This window comes from Pseudohaliea sp., from assembly GCF_040217025.1.
GTDB lineage: Bacteria > Pseudomonadota > Gammaproteobacteria > Pseudomonadales > Halieaceae > Pseudohaliea.
The window spans coordinates 328,858-344,199 of sequence record NZ_JAVJOA010000010.1 but is presented as its reverse complement, the minus strand read 5'-3'; the positions used below and the strand labels follow the sequence as shown (position 1 = coordinate 344,199).

Annotated in this window: 11 protein-coding genes; 9 read left to right on the top strand and 2 right to left on the bottom strand. The window is 65.3% G+C overall.

The window, feature by feature from the left end:
* Positions 1–2: 2 nt before the first annotated feature.
* Positions 3–1,898, top strand: coding sequence for an asparagine synthase-related protein (locus tag RKE50_RS12985; protein ID WP_350036941.1), 1,896 nt, complete (start codon positions 3–5; stop codon positions 1,896–1,898).
* A gap of 18 nt (positions 1,899–1,916) precedes the next feature.
* Entirely contained in the window at positions 1,917–2,855 is a 939-nt protein-coding gene (locus tag RKE50_RS12980; protein WP_350036939.1) for a glycosyltransferase, read from the top strand.
* Positions 2,856–3,083: 228 nt separating this feature from the next.
* On the opposite strand, the gene RKE50_RS12975 is transcribed toward RKE50_RS12980, so the two are convergent.
* On the bottom strand, positions 3,084–4,022 hold the full coding sequence (locus RKE50_RS12975) for a PEP-CTERM sorting domain-containing protein (RefSeq protein ID WP_350036937.1): 939 nt from the start codon (positions 4,020–4,022) through the stop codon (positions 3,084–3,086).
* A 334-nt stretch (positions 4,023–4,356) separates the two neighbouring features.
* On the opposite strand from RKE50_RS12975, the gene RKE50_RS12970 reads away from it, so the two are divergent.
* The 4 genes from RKE50_RS12970 to RKE50_RS12955 are packed head-to-tail and all read left to right on the top strand — an operon-like array spanning position 4,357 to position 8,987.
* Positions 4,357–5,082: a PEP-CTERM/exosortase system-associated acyltransferase gene (locus RKE50_RS12970; protein WP_350036935.1), complete on the top strand. Its 726-nt coding sequence runs from the start codon at positions 4,357–4,359 to the stop codon at positions 5,080–5,082.
* A gap of 34 nt (positions 5,083–5,116) precedes the next feature.
* Positions 5,117–6,538 carry a phenylacetate--CoA ligase family protein gene (locus RKE50_RS12965; RefSeq protein ID WP_350036933.1) on the top strand — a complete coding sequence of 474 codons (1,422 nt, stop codon included), beginning with the start codon at positions 5,117–5,119 and terminating at the stop codon, positions 6,536–6,538.
* A complete protein-coding gene (locus RKE50_RS12960; RefSeq protein ID WP_350036931.1) occupies positions 6,535–7,764 on the top strand; it encodes an ABC transporter permease in 1,230 nt (409 codons plus the stop codon). Before RKE50_RS12965 ends, RKE50_RS12960 begins: the two co-directional genes overlap by 4 nt.
* Positions 7,761–8,987 (top strand): ABC transporter permease, encoded by a 1,227-nt coding sequence (locus RKE50_RS12955; RefSeq protein WP_350036929.1) that lies wholly within the window; start codon positions 7,761–7,763, stop codon positions 8,985–8,987. Before RKE50_RS12960 ends, RKE50_RS12955 begins: the two co-directional genes overlap by 4 nt.
* Positions 8,988–9,015: 28 nt before the next feature.
* On the opposite strand, the gene RKE50_RS12950 is transcribed toward RKE50_RS12955, so the two are convergent.
* Positions 9,016–9,798, bottom strand: coding sequence for an outer membrane lipoprotein-sorting protein (locus tag RKE50_RS12950; protein ID WP_350036927.1), 783 nt, complete (start codon positions 9,796–9,798; stop codon positions 9,016–9,018).
* 43 nt (positions 9,799–9,841) lie between these two features.
* Here RKE50_RS12950 and RKE50_RS12945 point away from each other — a divergent pair, with 43 nt between their 5' ends.
* The 3 genes from RKE50_RS12945 to prsT all read left to right on the top strand — a co-directional run bounded on the left by RKE50_RS12945 (position 9,842) and on the right by prsT (position 15,257).
* Positions 9,842–10,540, top strand: a complete 699-nt coding sequence (locus RKE50_RS12945) for an ABC transporter ATP-binding protein (protein ID WP_350036925.1) — start codon at positions 9,842–9,844, stop codon at positions 10,538–10,540.
* Positions 10,537–12,378, top strand: coding sequence for a DUF1302 family protein (locus RKE50_RS12940; RefSeq protein WP_350036923.1), 1,842 nt, complete (start codon positions 10,537–10,539; stop codon positions 12,376–12,378). The genes RKE50_RS12945 and RKE50_RS12940 overlap by 4 nt, the downstream gene beginning before the upstream one ends.
* A 101-nt stretch (positions 12,379–12,479) precedes the next feature.
* Positions 12,480–15,257 (top strand): XrtA/PEP-CTERM system TPR-repeat protein PrsT, encoded by a 2,778-nt coding sequence (prsT, locus tag RKE50_RS12935; RefSeq protein WP_350036921.1) that lies wholly within the window; start codon positions 12,480–12,482, stop codon positions 15,255–15,257.
* The last annotated feature ends 85 nt before the right edge of the window (positions 15,258–15,342 follow it).

Sequence of the window (15,342 nt, the reverse complement as noted above, 5' to 3'; positions counted from 1 at the left end):
ATATGGCGGTAATCGTAGGTCTTTACGATACCAGCAATGAGAACAGGCGCGCTTTTTGTAAGCAAATCGAAGCTGTTCGTCCATACATCGGCAATCTGGTTGAGCACAAACTGGACTGCGGGCCGCTGATGCTGCGGTGTTATGCCTCGCCTTCAGCACCTGTATCAGTAGCGACAGACGAGGGTAGTCCATCATCAGGGGCGGGAGCAGCCGCCTTTGTAGTTGGTGACTATTGGGGGGCCGGGCTGGGGGCTGCGGATAGTGCGCTTGAACTGTTGCGGTCCTCAGGTACATCAGGAGACGGTCTGGCTGTCGTTGCGGGCGGCGATGGGTATTACTGCGCGGTACTATTGCATCATGAGCGCCTGTGGTTAGGCACCGATACTCTGGGCTTTTTTCCTCTATACTTCACGACTTCCCCAGATTTCCTGCTTTTTGGTACTTCTCCCTCGCTTTTTGCTGCGCATCCGTGTCATTCCGCGGTCCCGAATGAGAAGGCGTTAGTCTCCATGCTGATGTTTTCGCACGCAGCAAATTGTGAGTCTCTGTATGCCGGAGTCAGACGGACACAGCCCGGTCATGCGATGTGTTGGAGCCTCGGCCAGGGCGCCGTAGAAACCCCTTGCGCTTCGCTGGCCTTCACGGACGAGCGTTTTGGCCAGAGTTTGCGGGAGGCCGAGCACGAGTTGGATGCGGTGTTTGATGATTGCTTCTCTGGTATGCGAAAGCATCTAAAGCGTGTTTCATGCCTTCTCTCCGGAGGCCAGGACAGTAGGCTGATGGCCGGTTACCTGTCGAGACACTTTTCGCGCAAGGATGTCCTCGCCTTATCCATTGGTCGCAGTTCAGATCAGGAGATCAAGGTTGCTCGCTCCGTGGCTCGATCACTCGGCTGGCGCTACGTGTTCGATGATATAGATCCTTCGCGTGCAATAGCTTACGCGGAGCGTCAAATTCTCTTGGAGTCCTTGCAAGGCGCTCCTGGCTCGTTTGCACCCCACGCCTCGGCCGATATGCTTCAGAAAAACAGCTTACCTTTTGTCGCAGGGTATTTTGGAGATCGAGTCCTCGGTGACGGCAACCTCAAGTGCAATAGGTCCCCCCTCACTGGCAACCTGGAGTTCGAGCAGACACTGAAATACATGAGCCATTATGGCTTTCCAGAGGAACAGGTTGTAGATTTGCTCTCTTCCTCAACGACTGAAGCTACGATCAAGGATGTTCTTGAGAGCATGCGGAACCGCCTTGATCAGTTTGAAGGGAGAGATTTTCAGAAGTTCTGGCAGTTTCATATGCTCCATCGGCAACGGTATTACATTGGCTCAATTGCATGGCGGCTTACACTCGGCGGTTGGCCTGTGCTGCCCTACATAGACCGGAAGATACTGCAGTTAGTGGCGACCTGGCCTTTCAGTCACTTCGCTGACCGCAGAATCCAAGCCTCTATAATTGCATCCCGATTTCCCAAGCTGGCTTCCGTCCCGCTGGACCAGAATTCAGAATCGCTTGGATATATCCGAATGTCGCCTTGGCGGCGGTTTCGCGAGGGCTTGCCGAGAGCATCCGATTTTTCCTGGCGGTTGCACAAATTGCTCCAAAACCGCGCTGAGTCACGGTTTTACTATCGGGTTTTTGACTTTAATGGGCCGAGTTGGCAAAGAGTTAGGAGGCGGGTCGACCCTGTTCGCGAGAGAGGCAGCCAATTCCTGTCTAGGGAAGCCTTGCACGCTAGCCTTCCCAGTTGGCGCGAAAACGTAGAGCTTGAAGATGCAATAATCGGCTCTGCCAAGTTCAAGGTCCTCTCGTTTATGCTTTTGCATGAAGATCTCTTTGGATGCGGCGCGCAATTATCTGGCTCACTCGATAAGAGGTCTTCTCTGTCCTCTCGCACTGATTAATCGCTTGAGTTGGTGTGTATGCAACTGTCGGTAATCATATGCACATGGAATCGTGCGGAATCACTCAGGCGGTGCCTTGCCCGCTTTACTGAGATCGCTCTTCCGAAGAAGGGTGATTGGGAAATACTGGTTGTAAACAATAACAGCACTGATAATACATCCCGAATAGTCAAGTCATTTTCTGCGCTTCTTCCTATCCGGGAGGTTTTGGAGCCTGTGCAGGGCCTGTCGGCTGCGCGCAATCGAGGTGTACACGAGGCTCGCGGAGAGCTTCTCTTATGGACAGATGATGATGTGCTGGTGAGTATGAATTGGCTGTTGGAGTACGCAAGCGCCTGTACTCGTAATCCGTCCGTTGCTTTTTTTGGTGGACCCATAGAGCCTGTTTTCGAGGGTTCACCAGCGTCCTGGCTCTCCGAGGGCTGGCGGGCAGTTGAAGCTGCGTTTGCCTCAAGAGACCTTGGGTCAAGTGAATGCCGTTTGTGCCCGGACACTCTCCCCTACGGAGCAAATTTTGCCGTAAGGCGGCATGTTCAAAAGCATTTTCTGTACGATCTGGAGCTAGGTAGAAAGGGCACGGAGATGCTTAGTGGGGAAGAGTCTGCAGTGATGACTGCTGTCCTTGAGGCTGGGTACTCTGGTTTATGGTTGCCGGGAGCGTCTGTCAGCCACCTTATTGAGCCGGACCGACAGCGTATCCGATACCTGAGAGACTACTATCAGGGCATAGGGGCACTAAGTGTCAGACGAAACCAAGAATTGCGTCTGGAGAGTGCTGGGCGCGGCCAGAAGAGGAGAATCACGGCGATTCCGCTTTGGCTGATTCGCAGGCTGTTTATGGCTGAATGCATGTATCTGATCACTAAACGCCTAGCTAACCCTGAAGTTTGGCTAGGTCATTTGCGAGTAGCCTCAATATCACGCGGCGCCGTAAATGAAATGCTGCGCCCCTCGTAACACGTTTTTTTTCAGGGTGCGGGCTGGAAGAGTTGCGGAGGTCAGCACTGCTGCTTTAATGGAAAAGCGCCTGAAGAGATGCAGGCCCGCAGTGATCGCCTTGCATTTTCTCGATAGACACTGAAAAAAGAGCGGCTCTCATCAGAGCCGCTCTCTCATTCAGGTAGACAGGTGGCCGCCTTTTTCGCTTACTCGATAGCAGCCCTGTCCAGCAGTGATACGCCTGTGTCAGGCGTTATCCTTGCGGCGGCGGGCTGCGAAGCCCAGACCGAGCAGACCAATGCTCATGAGCCCGAGTACCGCCGGGGCCGGAACCTCACGGACTGAGTAGCTCATGGCTACGTTGATGGCGCTGAACCCGGGAGCAGCCTCCTCGGTAAACACCCAGATCTCCCCATCGTCTACGGTAACACCCGCGCAACGGGGGTCCGGAGAAGGACACACCAGCGACAGGTTGCCGGAGGGTTGTGAGGGTCCGGGGATCAGCGTGAAGTCGATATCGTAAGCAAACCCGTCGCGCGTGAAGGTGATCGGATCGAGCTCCGTTTCAAGAATACGGAACACGTCATCGCATCCTGTGGCAAGCGGGTTAGCGCCAGAGCAGTCTGCGACATCGTCCTGGTTGAGCGATTCCCAGAACTCGATACGAACCCGGCTGTTCGGATCCGCTCCCAGGACATCGGTGCGCCCCGCGTCCGTGTAGATCGTCAGGTTCGCGAGGGTGTCGGCAATCCACAGCGGGTCGGGGATCGGCGTCGAATCAACGTCAAGAATGTTATTCTCCTGAATCAGGGTATCAATCACCCACCAGTCCCCCGGATTCCATTCGCCGTCAGCGTCGGGCGTGCTCAGGTCACTTTGCAGCGTGAGCGGGCTAGACCCATCGTCCCAGGAAAAAATGTCGATGCGGCTTTCATTACCGTTTGATGCGGCTTCCCACGACATACCCGTGACCGTACCCGCCGGTGCGCCTGCGGGAGCGGCAGGGCCCGCAGCCAGCCCGGTAAGGCCTGTGACGCCGGGGAAAAACTGGAAGGAAGTCGGGTCCCATCCGGCGAACTGGGTAAAGTAAAGTTGGCCGAAGGACGGGGCTGCGGCGACTCCACCACTGGTTAGCGCCGCGGCGAGCGCGGTTGCTCCTAAAATTTTTGAGGTCGAGATCTTCATTTTCTGCATCTCCTGAGTCTTTAGCGTGCGTCTACGCACCCTGGTCATTTAAGCTTCCGTTGGCATTCAACCTTCGGTTTAGGCCACAAGCTGAGCTCGTATGAGTCAGAGCAACGCACATGCCATAGTAGAAAAATCCCCTAAAAAACAGGGGGCTGAGGTTTTCGAGGGGGCGTGCCGCGGGGCTACTGCATGCTGGCTGTAAAAACTGCTGACACTCGATATTGATGGCGATCACACCCGCTTGCGCTTAGCATGACGACGCGCGATAGACTCGTGTTATCGTGCCGAGGACAGGAAGAGAGGGCTCAGGATGAGCTCAGAAGGGGCTTCTATGGGATCTGTTGCCGCCCAGGCACTGACCGCGCTTGACCAGTACTTTGAACTGGAGGTGTTCCCCCCGGGTGCGCCCACCGAGAACCTTGAGAAACTCTACGCTCTGCGCTTCTCCATCTTCTGTGAAGAATGTGGCTTCATGCCGACTGACCACTACCCCGATGGCCTCGAGCGCGACAACTGGGATCCCGCCGCAGCGCATTTTGCTGCGCGCAATGCCGACCATCGGATCGTCGGCACCTCTCGCCTGGTGCTGGTACCTCCGGGAGATCCATTCCCCTATGAAGCCCACTGCCAGCCCTTTCCGGGTTTCCAGCCACCGGACCCGGCAGAGAGCGCCGAAGTCTCGCGTCTCGCGGTCGACCGCTCCTACCGGCGTCGCGCCGGTGACACGGTGTACGGCATCAACCCGGCCGACCTCGAGGGGCCGCGCACACCCGGTGAACAGGGCGCTGACAAGCGGGTCAACGCGCCGCTACTGGTGCTTGGCCTGTATCGCGAGATGTATCGCTACAGCCGCGCCCACGGCATCCGCTACTGGTATGCCGCCATGGAGCGATCGCTGGCGAAGGTGCTGGCCCTTTACGGTTTTGTTTTCAAGCCCATCGGGCCGGAACAGGATTATTACGGGCCGGTCACCCCCTACCTGGGTGATCTTCGCGATCTAGAGGACCTCGTGCGCAGCTATAACCCCAAGTTGCTGGACTGGTTCCAGCATGGCTGAGAAACGCACCGGGCTCCGGCAGGCGCGCTGAACCATGGGGCTGGCCGCGCCCTGGGCCCGTTGGCGCCGCCGCGCGCTGCTCGGGTTGCTCTACCGCCAGAGCCCCGCTTCCCTGGAACACCGGGCGCTCAAGCGCCTGCCTCGCGCCGTAGGGCGTGCGGCCGCACAGTCCGCTGCGTATCGTATGATCTACTGCGAGTCAGGCCTGGACTGCACCCATCCGCCGCAAGATCGTGACGCCCTGGCCCGTTACCCGATACTGGAAAAAGCCGACCTGTTTGAGCGCTTCTCCCTCGAGGAGTTGATTGCCGATGATGTACCTGTCGGCGATCTGGCCGGCGTATTGACCAGCTCCGGACACGGCGGCGCCAACTTCGCCTTCGGCGTCTCCACCTGGCGCGACAAGCGCCTCACGCCCTTCGATATCGACCTGGGCCTCGAGCACGCCTTCGGCACGGATCAGCGCTCGACGCTGCTGGTCAACTGCCTGCCGATGGGGGTGGTCTTTGATTCCCGGTCGGTCTGCGTCGCCAACGTCAGCGTGCGCGAGGACATGGCCTGCGCCATCCTGCGCCAGGCCGGGCCGCGCTTCGAGCAATGCATACTGGTCATCGATCCGCTCTTCGCCAAGCGGCTGCTCGACTATGCGGCCGAGCTGCGTTTGGAATGGGCGGCACTGGCGCCGCGGGTCATTCTCGGGGAGGAGACGTTCAGCGAGGAATTCCGCAGCTACCTGGCAGAAGCGCTGGCCATTCCCCTGGATGAGCCCGGGGAGCAGCGCGTGCGCAGCTCCATGGGGGTAGGTGAACTCGGCCTCAACCTGTTCTTCGAGACCGCCGAGACCATCGACCTGCGCCGCGCCCTCCATCGCGCGGACCCGGACGCGCTCCTGCCTACCTTCTTCGCCTACAGCCCGCTGCGCAGCCTGGTCGAGATCGTGGAGCCGGACGAGCAGGGGGCGGGCGACCTGGTGATCACCATGCTGGACGCCAAGGCACCTATACCCATGATCCGCTACCGCACGGGGGACCGGGCCCGGCAGCTGCGCCCCGAAGACCTGGACGCGCTGGAGCCAGGCCGGCGCGCCGCGCTCGAGCGGCTGCCATTCCCGGTCATCGCGCACCTCGGCCGGAAGCCGGCGGCCGATGAGTCCGGCTGGCCCGTGGACCGCTGTAAGGCGCTGCTCTACCGCGACCCCGCGCTGGCCGCCGCGTTGTCCGGCGCCTTCGTGCTGCGCCGCGAGGCCGGCACCCTCGTCTGGCACGTGCAGCGCCGACCCGGCGGCAGCGAGGCGCCGGCGGTGCTCGCCGCCGGGCTGCAGGTGCTTGTGGATGCGGTCGTTGCCCGGCGTGGTGGTGAAGCTCCCGCCGTTCGTGTCTGGCCCTACGAGGACTTCTCCTGGGGCATGGGCCTCGATCACGAGCGCAAGTTCCGCTACCGGGTCGAGGACGCATGATGGGGGGGCGCTGGCTGGCGATACTCGCCCTGGCCTGGCGCAACCTCAGCCGCCAGTGGCGCCGCTCGATCGCCTCGCTGGGCGCTGTTGCCTTCAGCGTCGCTGCGCTGCTCCTCGCCACCGGTTTCAACGCCGCCCTGTTCCGGGAGTTCCGCGAGGCAACCATCCATTCGGATACGGGCCACCTGCAGATCACCCGGCCCGGGTTCCAGGAGCGCGGCCGCAGCGATCCGGCGGCGTTCCTCATGCCCCCGGAGCCGCCGCTAGCCGCGGATGAGCTCGGTGTGCCGGCTACCCTGGCGCCGCGGCTGCTGGTCAATGGCCTCGCCAGCCACGGTGACCGGACGCTGCCCTTCGTCGCCGAGGGGGTGGACCCGGCAGTGGACCTGCGTGACGACCGCGCGCTGCGCCTGGTCGAAGGCCGGCGCCTGGCGGCCGGTGAGGACCGGCAGCTGCTGCTCGGCCGCGGGCTCGCGGAGCGCCTGGACGCGGCCGTGGGCTCCAACGTCGTGCTGCTGGCCAATACGCCGGACGGCCAGCTCTCGGCGGTGGAGGCGCCGGTGGTCGGCCTGTTCAGCGCCTTCAGCGAAGAGCTGGACGACGCGGCGCTGGTTCTACCGCTGGGGTTGGCACGGCAGCTGCTGCAGGTAGCCGGTGCGCACAGCTGGCGCGTCTTTCTCGAGGACACGGCGGACACGGAGCGGGCATTGGTCCGGGCCCGGGCGGCGCTTGCCGGGCAGGCGCTCGACGTCCAGTCCTGGCCGGCGCTCGCCGAGTTCTACCGCCGCGCCGCGGCCCTTTTCGGCCAGCAGCTTGCCCTGCTCAAGGCCATCGTCGTCGGCATCCTGCTCCTGGGTATCGGTAATACCATGCTCATGAGTGTGCTCGAGCGCACCGGCGAGATCGGCACCGTGCTCGCGCTGGGGCACCGGCGCCGCGAGGTGCTGCGGGACTTCCTGGTGGAAGGGGTCCTGCTCGGCGCCCTCGGGGCGGTGATCGGCATTGCCGTGTCACTCGCGGCGGGCGTGGTGCTCGAGCTTCTCGCCATCGAGATGCCGCCGCCGCCCACCTTCGCCCGCAGTTACACGGCCAGCCTCTATCTGCGCCCCGCGGATTTCCTGCAGGCGGCGGGCATCGCCTGCGCCACCACGACCCTGGCGGCACTGTACCCGGCCTGGCGCGCCTCGCGCCTGGCGATCGTCGACTGCCTGCGGCAGGTGCGATGAGCCTGGCCCCGGACATCCTCCGGCTCGCCGCCCGCAACACGCTGCGCCATCGCGGCCGCTCGGGGCTGACGCTACTGGCCATCGCCGCCGGCGTGGCGGCGCTGGTGTTGGCGGGGGGCTTCATCAAGGACACGGTCGTGGAACTGGGCGAGTCCATGATCCGCTCCCAGTCCGGGCACCTGCAGGTGTCGCGGGACGCGTGGCGACCGGGTAGCGGCAGCCTGGCGGAAGGTGCGCGTATCGGAAACCCTGCGGCCCTGCGCAAGCAGCTGGCGGCGCCCGCGGGCGTGCGCGAGGTGATGTTCCGCACTACCTTCGACGGCCTGCTCGGCAATGGCCGGGTGGACTGGGCGGTGGTCGCCGAGGGCATCGAGCCGGCGCCCGAGGCGCGCCTGGGTACCTACATCGAGCTGGTGGAGGGGCGGCAGCTCGCCGCCGCGGACGAGTATGCGGCGGTCCTGGGCGCGGGGGTGGCGCAGGCACTCGCCGTCGCTGTCGGTGACTGGGTGACGCTGACGACCACGACCGCGGCCGGTGCGATCAACCTGCTCGAGTTCGAGGTGGTGGGCGTTTTCCGCAGCTTCTCCAAGGACTACGACGCGCGCGCCGTACGCGTGCCGCTGCCGGCGGCGCAGCGCCTGCTCGACAGCCCCGGCGTGCACGTCGCGGTCATCCACCTCGCCGACACCGCGGCCACGGACCGGGTCGCTGCGGCCCTGCGGAACAGCCTGGGCGGGGGCTGGCGGGTGCGTGACTGGCGCGCGCTGAACCCCTTCTACCGGCAGACGGTGCAGCTCTACCGGCAGCAGTTCGGCTTCCTGGTGGTGGTGATCCTGCTCGCGGTGCTGCTCTCCGTCGGCAACGCGGTGAACATGGGCGTGCACGAGCGCGCCGCCGAGTTCGGCACCCTGCGCGCCTGCGGCTCCCGGGGCACACTGGTACGCAACCTGGTGCTGGCGGAGAGTGCGATGCTCGGGCTGGCGGGCGCGCTCCTCGGCGTCGCGCTGGGCAATGGCCTGGCGCTGGCGATCTCGGCGGTGGGGATTCCCATGCCGCCGCCGCCAAATTCGGACATCGCCTATGTGGCGCTGGTGCGCCTGAGCCTGCCGGTCAGCGCCCTGGCGGCGCTCACCGGCTTCCTCGCGCCGGTGCTCGCGGCGCTGGGTCCGGCGCGGCGGGCGGCGCGGCGCGACATCGCCGACGCCCTGCGCCAGGCGGTGTAGGCGCGTCCGGGCCCGGTGCGCCGAGCGCTTACAGGCGCTGCAGGTACTGCTGCGTAAACAGCTTGTCCGGGAACTCCCGCAGCACCATGGTCTCGTACTCCAGCACCGAGTACTCGCCTTCCTTGACGGCGTCCTCGATGACCAGGCGCGTCGGCCGCAGGCGGCCTGCGAGCTCCCGGAACCGGTCGTAGCGGGCGGTTTTCAGCAGCCGCCCGGAAACGGCGTAGAACTCGGCCTTCACCGGGCGGCTGTCGTCGGCGGCGACCCAGTAGCGCACGCGGGCGTAGGTCACGTCCCGGCCCGTGGCCGCCAGGTCGAGCACGTGGCAGGCGACGCCGTCCACGCTTTCCTGCCCGGCCAGGGTCGCGTCGTAGTCGCCGGCGAAGTTTGCGCGGGCCAGGTCGCCGTTGGCCACCTGCCCCGTGAGCCGCTGCGACAGGGACAGGCGCACCGGCTGAGAGACGGCGGGCAGGAAGATCCACAGGTCGCGCTCGCGCATGAGCAGCGCCTGGCCGCGCTCGGCCGCCGGCTCCGCCGTGAGCACCACCGTGTAATCGTTACCCCGGGACATGACGCGGTAGACGCGGGGAATACCGGCCGCTTCGCCCTCGTAGTTGACCACGGTGAGCCGTGTTTCGAAGCTCTCCCGGGGAAAGCGGATGGCGTCGGCCTCGGCGAGCAGGGCAGACGCGTCGGCCGACGGCGCCTCGCTGCCGGCCGTTGCAGCCTCGTCCTGCCCCAGGGCCGTGCCCGGGACCGTGATGCAGGTCAACAACAGTGCCCTGCACAGCGCTCCAATCCAGCGGTACATGTCTGTTATCCTTGAAGATTCCAGTGGATTCTGGCGCGGTGCCATGGCCCTTGTAAAGGTCGAGAACGTCCGCAAGCGATATGCGCTCGGGGCGGCGAGCGTGCTCGCCCTCGACGGTGTCAGTGCCGAAGTCGAGGAGGGCGCCTTTGCCGCCATCGCCGGTCCCTCGGGTAGCGGCAAGTCCACGCTCCTGAACATCATCGGCTGTATCGATACGGCGGACGAGGGCTCGGTGACGATCGACGGTATCGACGTCTCCGGCGAGGACCCGGATGCTCTTGCAGACCTGCGGGCCAGGCGCATCGGCTTCATCTTCCAGACCTTCAACCTGCTGCCGGTGCTCTCGGCGCAGGAGAACGTCGAGTTTCCCCTGCTGCACCTGCCCGAGCTGTCGCGTTCCGAGCGCCGGGAGCGCGCGGCGCACTACCTCGAGGTGGTCGGTCTCGGCGACCGCGCCGGTAGCCGGCCGAACCAGCTCTCCGGCGGCCAGCGCCAGCGGGTCGCCATCGCCCGCGCCCTCGCCACCCGGCCGCGCCTGGTGCTGGCGGATGAACCCACCGCCAACCTCGACCAGGCGACCGGCCGCGAGATCCTGGACCTGATGCAGGGCATCAACCGGGACACGGGCACGACCTTCATCTTTTCGACCCATGACAGCCAGGTGATGGCCATCGCCGACCGGCTCCTGCACATGGTCGACGGCCGCCTCGCGGAAGCATCCAGCGCAGAGGCTGCGTCGTGAACGCCAGGCCGTCGGCGCTGGTCGCCGTGCTCCTCGCCGCGCTTGCCGGGCCGCCCCCGGCCGCCGCGGACCCGGCCGAGGTGCGCGTCGGTCGCGAGCCGGGCAGGACGCGGGTGGTGCTCGACCTCGACGCGCCGCCCCGCTACCGGCATTTCATGCTCAGCGCGCCGGATCGCGCGGTGTTTGACATTGAGGGTGTGGTTCTCGCCGAGCCACCGCCTGCCGCCGAATTCATCGGCTCGCCGGTCGCGCAGCTGCGGGCCGCGCCGCGCGGGGACGGCAGCCTGCGCATCGTGCTCGACCTTGCCCGGGAGGACCTGCGCATCGAGCATTTCACGCTGCGCCCCTACGCCGGGCGCGGCGACCGGCTGGTTATCGACATCTATGAACCGGAGGTTGTCGCCGAGGCAGTGGCCAATGCTGCAGGGGGCGGGACAGAGACCGGGGCGACCCCGTCAGAGGAACCGCCACCGGGCACGAGTGCCGGGGAAGACGTCGTAGCGGCAGCCGCCATGGCGCCGGTTCCCGCCGCGGCATCGGCTCCGACGACGGCGGAAGCCTCCGCCGCAGGGCCTGCCGCCGCTGCAGGCAGCGCAACGCAGGCGGCGGATATCGGCGCAGCGCTGGAACCCCTCCCGGGCCTCGGCGGCGACGAAGCCTTCAGCCTGCGGCCCCGGGGCTACGCGGAATTCTCGGCGGCCAGGACCTGGCCCGGCGAAGACCGCTGGTCCAAGCTGCGGGCGCGGGTCGAGTACGGCGCGGATGGCCGCTTCGACAACGGCGCCCGCTTCCGCCTGGTCGCCCGCGCGGAGACAGATGCCGCCTATTTCATTGAGGACGATTTCTATCCAAAGCCCGTGCGCGATGACCAGGAGGCGGAGGTCACCCTGCGCGAGGCGTACCTGGACCTTCCCCTGGGCGACTGGGAACTCCGCCTGGGCCGGCAGCACGTAGTCTGGGGTGAGATGGTCGGCCTGTTCCTGGCCGACGTGGTGTCCGCCAAGGATACGCGGGAGTTCTACCTGCAGGAATTCGAGGCGATCCGCCTACCGCAGTGGGCGGTCCGCGCCGAACGCTTCGGCGCCAACAGCCACCTCGAGCTGCTCTGGGTCCCCTGGCCGACCTACGACAACGTCGGCAAGCCGGGGGCGAACTTCTATCCCTTTCCCGGGCTCGATGGGCCGGTCCCGGACGTCACGCCGGACCGGGATGACCCCGAGAACCACGGTTTCGGCGCCCGCTACTCGCTGCTCGTCGACGGCTGGGACCTGTCCGGCTTCTACTATCGCAGCACGGACGTGGCGCCCACGCTCTACCTGCCGGCAACGGGGCCGGAGCTGCGTCACGACCGCATCCACCAGCTGGGCGCCACTTTCTCCAAGGACCTGAGAGGTTACGTGCTGAAAGGCGAGGCCGTGTACACCGCGGGCCGGGCCTTTACTTCGCTAGACCCGCTCGCCGAACTCGGCGTCGAGCACAGCGACGCCCTCGATTACATCGTCGGCGTCACCCTGCCGCGCGATGACTGGAACTTCGACTTCCAGCTCTACGGCAGCCATCGCTTCGGCCACGAGGAGGGCATGCTCTACGACGCGCATGAGTTTGGCGCCACGGTGCTCGCCGGCTACCAGTTCGATGAGCGCCTGGAGGCGCAGGTGCTTTACCTGGCCGGCTTCAACCGCAGTGACCGGTCATTCCAGGGCTGGCTGGGCTGGCGTTTCGCGCCGTCCTGGCGGTTGCGTGTCGGGGTGGACTGGTTCGACGGCGAGGAGATCGGCTTCTTCGGTCGTTACGACGACCAGGACCGGGTCTACCTCGAGCTGAAGCGCTGGTTCTGAGCAAGGCCCGGGGGAACTGTGAACTGCGACGCATTTTGTGCCTTGGCCGCCGGGAGGCCATGGCCTAGAGTGATGATGATAAGCCCGCAAGGAGTGCTCTCATGTCCCAATCGCGTTTTGCCGTGACTTTCCGGCGTACCCTGCTTGCCGCAAGTCTTGCGCTGCTTGCCGCGTGCGGTGAGAACCTCAGCCGGGAGGAGCTCCTGGACCGGGCCCGCGAGGCTCTTGCGGAAGGCAGGATGAACGCTGCCGTCGTGGACGTGAAGACGGCTTTACAGGAGTCACCGCGCGATGCGGCAGGCCGGCGCCTATACGGCGAGATCCTCCTGCAGCAGCGCAACCTGCCGCAGGCGGCGGAGGAGTTCCGGCGCTCGCTGGACGCGGCCTTTGACCCACAGGTGGCGGTGCTATACGCAAGCACCCTGGTCGATGCCGGCGAGCCGCAGGAGGTCGTCGATCTCGCGGCCGAAGGCTTCTTCGACGCCGTTGCCGAAGAGCCGGCCTACCTGGCTGCGCGGGCTCGCGCCGAAGCCGGCGACGGCAATTTCTTCGCCGCTGCCGATACTCTCGACCAGGCCGAGGCCATCGACGCGGTCCTTCCGGCCGTTCGCCGCGCCCGCGCGTTGGTGCTGGCACAGCACACGGGGGACCTGGCAGGTGCCGCTGAGCTGCTTGAGGATCTCGTGGCGGAGCACCCGGATGATGCGGATGCGTGGAGCCTCTACGCTTCAATTCTGCAGGCACAAAGCAAACTGCCGGAGGCCGAACAGGCCTTCGCGCGCGCCGGGGAGATCAACCGCTTCCGCTTCCCCGACCGCCTCAATCACATGGTCCTGCTGATCGAGCAGGAGAAGTACGATGAGGCGGAGGCCGTGCTCGCAGAGCTCGACAAGCTGTTGCCGGACAACCCGGGCGTGAACTACGCCCAGGCCCGGCTCGCCATGGCCGGTGGCAACCCCGACAAGGCGGTGGAGGAACTGGACGCGGTGCTCAAGGTGTCGCCGCAGCACACGCCCAGTCTCTATCTCGCCGCCAATGCCAACCTGCGCCGGGGAAACCTGGCCACGGCGCAATCGCAGCTCGAGTCCTTCCTCGCCGTGCGTCCGCGCAATATCAATGCGCGTCTGATGCTGGCGACGATCCACCTGCAGCAGGGACAGGCGGGCAGGGCCCTTGCCACGACCCGGGAGGTACTGGAAGCCCAGCCGGAGAACGAGACCGCGAGGATTCTCTACGCTCGCGCGCTCGCCGCTGAGGGGCGCTACGAGGAGAGTGCCACGGCCTATGCAGACCTCGTCGCCGTAAAGACCGACTCTGCACCCTTGCGTGCCGAGTACGGGGAAGCGCTGCTCCGCGCCGGTGAGGCCGAGCGCGGCGCCGCGGAAATGGCCAGGGCTATCGAACTGGCTCCGGATGACGCCAACCTGCGCAGCCGCCTGGTCAACGCGCGCATCCAGCTAGGGGAGGCCGATGCCGCGCGGGAGGATATCGCTGCCTTCAGTGCCGCTTTCCCGGGAAGCCCCGAGCCCGCGCTGCTGCTGGCCCGGGTCTCCCTCAGCGAACAGGACACCGAGGGTGCCCGCCGGCACCTGCAGGATGCGCTGGATGCCGACCCCGGCAATGCCGCGGCGCGCCGTGGCCTCGCGGGGCTCGCCATGCTCGAGCGTGACCCGGAGAAGGCGGCTGCCGTGCTCAGTGAAGGGCTCGATGAGGAGAGGCCGGACCTGCAGAATCTGCTCAGCCTCGCCGCCGTGGAGGAGAGCCGCGGTGATCTCGCGGCAATGGAGCAGGTGCTGCGCCGGGCCATCAAGGCCTACCCGGATGAGCTGGCGCCGCGCCTCCTGCTGGCAAGACGCGCCTTTCAGGACGACCGCCCGGGCGAGACCGTCGATCTGCTGACCACCGTGCGTGACCGCTACGCGGAGGACCCGCGGCTGCAGCAGCTGCTCGTCGGCGCTTTCCTCAAGCTGGAGCAGCCCGGCGCCGCCGTCAATGCCGGCCGTCAGCTGGCCCGCCTGCTGCCTGACGACCCGCTTGCCCTGCGCCTCGCCGCCCAGGCCGAGCGGCTCGACGAAAACCTGCCCGAGGCGGCGGAACTGCTGCGCAAGGCGGCGAAGCTGGCACCGGACGATATCCAGACACGCAAGCTGCTCATCGAGACCCTGTTCCTGCAGGGCGACCTCGAGGGCACCAGCGAGGAACTCGCGAAGCTGCCGGAATCCTTCTCCGGCGCCGACCTGATCGACTTCGCCCGCGGCCGCCTCGCCCTCAGCCTGGGCGACGCGGAAGCGGCGGAGCGCCTGCTGCGCCGCGCTCACCAGCGCGAGCCGAACAGCGCGAGTATGCTGTTCCTGAGCTCAGCCCTGCTGCAGGCCGGCAAGGGGGATGAGGCCCTGGAGATGCTCGAGAGCTGGGGGAAGGCGAACCCGGAGGACGGCGTGATCCTGAACCAGCTCGGCTCCCTGCGCGCCGTTCGCGGCGAGGACGAGGCCGCGGCGGCTATCTACGGCAAGCTGCTTGAACTCTACCCGGATGATGTTATCTCCATGAACAACCTGGCCTGGTCGCTTCGCGAGCAGGACCCGGACCGGGCCCTGGCGCTGGTGGACAAGGCACTGGAGAAAGCCCCGGGTAACCCGGCGATCCTCGACACGAAGGCGATGGCGCTGATGTATGCCGGTGAGTTTGAAGCGGCGCTCGCCGCGTTAGACGAGGTGGCCGGCAGTGCAGGAGAGGTACCTCCCGTCACCTTCCACCGAGCGCAGGTGCTGGTTGCGGCCGGGCGCAAAGAGGAGGCCAGAGTGCTGCTGGAGAAACTCGTGGCCGGCCAGCCTTTCGCTGAGCAGAAGAAAGCGCAGGCCCTGCTCGAGACGCTTTAGGTAGTAGGTAGCAGAGCCAGGTCGGCTGCTCGGCGGATAATGCTGTGTCAGTCCGTCTCGCACCTGTCGAGAAATTTTACAGGTG